A 5,212-nucleotide genomic window follows, 5' to 3' on the forward strand; every position below is an offset into this window, starting at 1 on the left:
CGGTACGGCGTTATTTGTTTTCACATAGGTGTGCAACTGCGGCAAAATACGGGTCTTAAATTTAGTCATACTGTTGAGTGAAATAGCCAGTAATAAATGGCAAATATACGGATTTCTGAAGCGGTTCAGTACATCATTGGCAAAGCGCTTTAATTCATCTTCAGGTAAATCAAGAGTGGGAATAATTTCAGCAAAGATTAACTGGGTTAAGTATTTTTCAAACAGAGGGTCGGCCAGCGCATCGCCCACAGAATCAATGTTCGCCATGTAAGCTAGTGGCACTAAAGCCGTATGAGCACCATTTAAAATACCGACTTTTTGTTGTTTGTAAGGTGAAATATCATCAACAATTTTTATATTTAGATCACTGTCTTGCAAGCATAATAATTCAGCTAGATGCTGCGGTCCTTGAATAACAAACAAGTGAAAGTACTCAGCGGTCACCATAAAGTTATCTAAATAACCTAACGATTCTTGTAGTTGTTGATGCTCATCACGGGGGAAGCCAGTGACAATACGGTCAACTAAGCTTGAGCAAAAGTGGTTAGCTTCATTCAACCAGCTTGAAAACGCCTCAGGTAGTTGCCAAAGTTGGCAGTATTGAAACACGATTTCTTTGAGTTTCTCGCCGTTGTAGTCAATTAACTCACAAGGGATGATCACCATACCGCTGTCAGCTGAGCCGTTAAAGTGATTAAAGCGATGGAACAACCACTGCGTTAATTTAGCTGGGAATGCTTTAGCGGGAGCGTCATCGAGTCTATCAGTATCAATATATTCAATACCAGCTTCAGTGGTATTTGAAAAAATAATTTTCAGATCCGGATTCTCAGCTAATGCCATATAACGCGGAAAATCTTTATAGACAGGAATTTCTTCATTGATTGAACTAATAATACGGTGATCGGCGACGGTTTCACCTTGCTCGTTTAAGCCACGAATAATAGTGGTATACAAACCATCTTGAACATTAAGTAAAGGAATTGCGTCATAATCAATAGGGCGGATCACCGCAACGCCGGCGTTTAGATCACTTGTTTCATTGAGTTTATCAATTTGCCAATCGATAAATGCACGCAAGAAATTCCCCTCACCGTATTGCATTATTTTTGTTGGGTATTTGTTTTTATTAAAGTTTTTTCTATTCAGTGCTTGCATAATATGAACCTATAAACGTTATATGGGCTGATTGATATTTACATCTTAGCTATATTTGCCACCGGTGGCAAATAATATTTGACAAATTGCCACCGGTAGCGAAGAATGGGTATTAACAAGTTTAGTCAATTCAATTTACATTGAATTAGTAATTACGTAATAAACACTTTATACAGGAATTTAAAATGACAGCCACTTTGTTTGATCTAACTTCAAAAACGGCACTCGTCACCGGTGCAAGCCGCGGACTGGGTCAACAAATTGCACTGGGTTTAGCAGCTGCTGGCGCCAAGGTTATTTGCAGTAGTAGTAAAGAGCACGGCTGCCAAGCAACGTGTCAGATGATCAAAGAGCGCGGTGGTGAGGCGTATGATTATGCAGCTGATTTGAGTAATACGGATTCAGTGAATGCCTTAGCAGCTACAGCCTTAGCTAATCATGGCGGTATTGATATTTTGGTTAATGTTGGCGGCACAATATTTCGCAGCCCTGCGGTGGATTACCCGTATGAGCAATGGCAGAACGTGATGAAAGTAAACCTTGATGCCAGTTTTTTATTGGCCCAAGCGGTTGCGCCAAACATGATCAAACAAGGGTTTGGCAAAATAATTAATATTGCCTCAATGCTGTCATACAGCGGCGGTATGACAGTCCCAGCATATACCGCGAGCAAACATGCGGTAGCGGGTCTTACTAAAGCGCTGGCAAACGAATGGGCGCAACACAATATTCAGGTTAATGCTATTGCGCCAGGTTATTTTAGAACCGATAACACCCAAGCATTACAAGATGATGCCGCTCGTAATAGTGAAATTGAAAAGCGTATCCCTGCGGGGCGTTGGGGTGAAGCAGAAGACTTAATTGGTTCAGCCATATTTTTATCATCAACAGCCAGTGACTATGTCAATGGCCATATTCTCGCGGTTGATGGTGGCTGGTTAGCACGATAATTTTTAATTTTAGGTAGCATGTTATGAGCACACAAATAGAGTCACGTTATGCCGTTGGTCCAAATGAAGTTAAAGGCTATGACACCCAACAGTTAAGAGATGAGTTTTTGGTCGACAAACTCATGCAAGAGAACACCATTTATTGGTTATACACTCACTACGAGCGTTTTATGGTGGGCAGTGCGGTGCCAACCAGCGCACCGCTTAGGTTAGAAACGGTAGACAACTTAAAAGCAGCAAACTTTTTAACGGGTAGAGAGCTTGGTGTGATCAATGTTGGCGGCAGCGGCACGGTGACTGCTGATGGAGAAGATTTTCAGCTTGGCTATAAAGATGCCTTGTATTTAGGTAAAGATACCAATGAGGTGCTGTTTACTAGTCATGACAGTGGCAATCCGGCAAAATTTTATCTTAATTCTGCACCAGCTCACCACAAATATCCAAATAAGTTAGTGACACGTAATGATGCCAATGTATTGCATTTAGGTGCGCTTGAAACCTCCAATGAGCGCGATATTAATCAGATGCTGATCAATACCGTAGTACAAACATGCCAACTACAAATGGGGCTAACGGAATTAAAACCAGGCAGCGTCTGGAATACCATGCCAGCTCATCAGCATGATCGTCGCAACGAAGTGTATTTTTATTTTGAAGTGCCAGAGCAGCAAGCGGTGTGTCACTTTATGGGCGAGCCGACTGAAACTCGCCATATTTGGGTACATAACGAGCAAGCAGTGGTATCGCCACCATGGTCAATTCACTCAGGTGCTGGCACACAAAACTACAGTTTTATTTGGGGCATGGCTGGTGAAAACCTCGATTATGATGATATGGATAAATATCAACCAAGCGAGCTGAGATAATCAGCTCTTTAATGATCATATAGCGATAAGAAGAAATAATAATGAATAGAAATCTTCTCATAAAGATAATGCTAGTTTTGTCGTTATTTTTGCTAACTAGTTGCACTGATGACAAAAAAACAGTGCGATTAACTTTGGCACATACATTAGACACCCGCCATGTGGTGCATCAAGCAATGGAATATATGGCTGAACGTTTGGCATTTTATTCAAATGGCACAATGGAAATTGTTATCTATCCAGGTGGTCAGTTGGGGTCTGAACGTGAACTCATTGAGTTGTTACAAATTGGAAGTTTATCAATCACTAAAGTATCGGCAAGCCCGCTGGAAGGCTTTGTACCTGAGATGAAAGTGTTTGGCATTCCGTATTTGTTTCGCGATAGTGAACATTTTTGGCGTGTACTTAAAAGTGACTTAGGCACCGATCTACTTAATAAAGTGAGCACTGCAAGGCTTAAAGGTTTGGGCTATTACGATGCAGGCAGCCGCAGCTTTTACACCACCAATGGCGCGATTAATACCCCAGATGATTTAATAGGTAAAAAAATTCGCGTGTTAAATAGCCCTACAGCAGTAGCAACAGTGCAGGCTTTAGGCGGCGCTGCAGCACCGATTGCATGGGGCGAATTATATGCCGCACTGCAACAAGGTGTAGTTGATGGCGCAGAGAACAATCCGCCAAGCTATTACTTATCTCGTCATTACGAAATCGCTAAATATTATTCGCTGGACGAACATACCTTTGTTCCAGATGTAATTTTAGCAAGCTTAGAAGTTTGGAACTCACTTAACAACGAACAACAACAGTGGTTAACCCAAGCGATGGCCGACTCTGTTGAGTACCAACGTTCATTGTGGCAAAACGCATCTGATGAGGCGCTTAAAGCAGTTATCGCAGAAGGCGTACAAGTGACCTACCCTGACAAACAAGCGTTTCAAGATAAAGTGGCTGATTTTCATGCTTCGTTCGCTGATACAGCGGTTGCAGCTCACATTAAAAAAATAAAAAGCATGTAGGAGCAAACAATGCGACAACTCAACACACACTTAAATCGCATCATAGAGCGATTACTGATTTTGGCCATGATAGCAATTGTAACCGTTGTTTGTTGGCAAGTATTTTCACGATTTATTTTACGTGCACCGAGCTCATACACCGAAGAGTTAGCGCGTTTTATCCTGATTTGGATTGGTGTCTTGGGCGCTTCGTATGCGTATCGTACTAAAGCACATTTAGGACTTGATCTGTTTTATCAAAAAATGATCCCGTCACTTAGGTATAAGTGTTCATTTGTAATCGAAATCTGCGTGCTGATCACAGCATTAAGTATTTTAGTGTATGGCGGCAGCCAATTGATGATGCTGAGCTTTGAATTAAAGCAAACCTCAGCGGCGCTTGAGATCAACATGGGTTATGTGTATATCGTTTTACCGCTGAGCGGGGTGTTGATTGTGATTAATTGCATTGAAAACCTGATCAATTATGCACAGCAAAAATTCACGGAGGAAGCGTAATGGACTTAACAGCAATTGTTTTAATCGTTTGTTTTTTTGTATTGTTATTTATTAATGTACCTATTTCTTTGTGTATTGCGCTATCAACATTAGCAGCGCTATTAATGCACATTGATTTTACGCCTGCCACTACAACCATAGCCCAACAAATGGCCGGTGGCATTGATAGTTTCGCATTATTGGCAATCCCATTTTTTATCTTGTCTGGATTGATAATGGGTCAAGGCGGCATTGCTAAACGGCTGATTGAATGTGCTATGGCGATGATAGGCTTTTTACCCGGCGGCCTGGCACTCGTAAATGTAATGTCGTGCATGTTATTTGGTGCAATATCAGGCTCTGCCGTTGCAGCCACATCGGCGATTGGTAGTTTTATGGTGCCAGAAATGAAAAAACATGGTTACAGTGCCAGTTTTGCTGCGGCGGTTACCGCAAGTGCAGCCACTACGGGCATGTTAATACCACCGAGTAATATTTTAATTATCTATGCCATCGCCAGTGGTGGGGTGTCGATTGCGGCATTATTTATTGCCGGCTACTTACCGGGTATTTTAGTAGGGCTGGCATTGATGATTGTTTGCGCTATTTACTCGATTAAAAACAACTACCCAGTAACAGCAAGACTGCCATTTAACATTGTGATGAAAAAAATACTCGCAGCTTTGCCAAGCTTGTTGCTTATTTTTATTGTTATTGGCGGCATTATTGGCGGTGTATTACC

Annotated in this window: 6 protein-coding genes; 5 read left to right on the plus strand and 1 reads right to left on the minus strand. The window is 41.7% G+C overall.

Annotated features, from left to right (window positions below; genetic code table 11):
- On the minus strand, positions 1-1,158 hold a 1,158-nt coding region (locus tag H5232_RS21965), incomplete at its 3' end, for a tagaturonate reductase (protein WP_182831519.1).
- Between the two features lie 185 nt (positions 1,159-1,343).
- Here H5232_RS21965 and H5232_RS21970 point away from each other — a divergent pair.
- From H5232_RS21970 to H5232_RS21990, 5 genes are all read left to right on the plus strand, one after another.
- Positions 1,344-2,108 (plus strand): SDR family oxidoreductase, encoded by a 765-nt coding sequence (locus H5232_RS21970; protein ID WP_145239119.1) that lies wholly within the window; start codon positions 1,344-1,346, stop codon positions 2,106-2,108.
- A 23-nt stretch (positions 2,109-2,131) separates the two neighbouring features.
- Positions 2,132-2,974 carry a 5-dehydro-4-deoxy-D-glucuronate isomerase gene (gene kduI, locus H5232_RS21975; protein ID WP_145239116.1) on the plus strand — a complete coding sequence of 281 codons (843 nt, stop codon included), beginning with the start codon at positions 2,132-2,134 and terminating at the stop codon, positions 2,972-2,974.
- Positions 2,975-3,015: 41 nt separating this feature from the next.
- A complete protein-coding gene (locus tag H5232_RS21980) occupies positions 3,016-3,993 on the plus strand; it encodes a TRAP transporter substrate-binding protein (RefSeq protein WP_259397119.1) in 978 nt (325 codons plus the stop codon).
- Positions 3,994-4,002: 9 nt separating this feature from the next.
- Entirely contained in the window at positions 4,003-4,491 is a 489-nt protein-coding gene (locus tag H5232_RS21985; RefSeq protein WP_145239113.1) for a TRAP transporter small permease, read from the plus strand.
- A partial coding sequence (locus H5232_RS21990) for a TRAP transporter large permease subunit (RefSeq protein WP_182831520.1) occupies positions 4,491-5,212 on the plus strand: 722 nt, incomplete at its 3' end. The genes H5232_RS21985 and H5232_RS21990, both read left to right, overlap by 1 nt.

Origin of the sequence: Pseudoalteromonas sp. SG41-5, from assembly GCF_014164495.1 — a bacterium.
In the GTDB taxonomy this organism is placed as follows: Bacteria; Pseudomonadota; Gammaproteobacteria; order Enterobacterales; family Alteromonadaceae; genus Pseudoalteromonas; species Pseudoalteromonas rhizosphaerae.

Coding starts and splice junctions, on each gene's coding strand:
- H5232_RS21970 (WP_145239119.1), top strand. CDS start 1,344: ATGACAGCCACTTTGTTTGATCTAACTTCAAAAACGGCACTCGTCACC.
- kduI (WP_145239116.1), top strand. CDS start 2,132: ATGAGCACACAAATAGAGTCACGTTATGCCGTTGGTCCAAATGAAGTT.
- H5232_RS21980 (WP_259397119.1), top strand. CDS start 3,016: ATGAATAGAAATCTTCTCATAAAGATAATGCTAGTTTTGTCGTTATTT.
- H5232_RS21985 (WP_145239113.1), top strand. CDS start 4,003: ATGCGACAACTCAACACACACTTAAATCGCATCATAGAGCGATTACTG.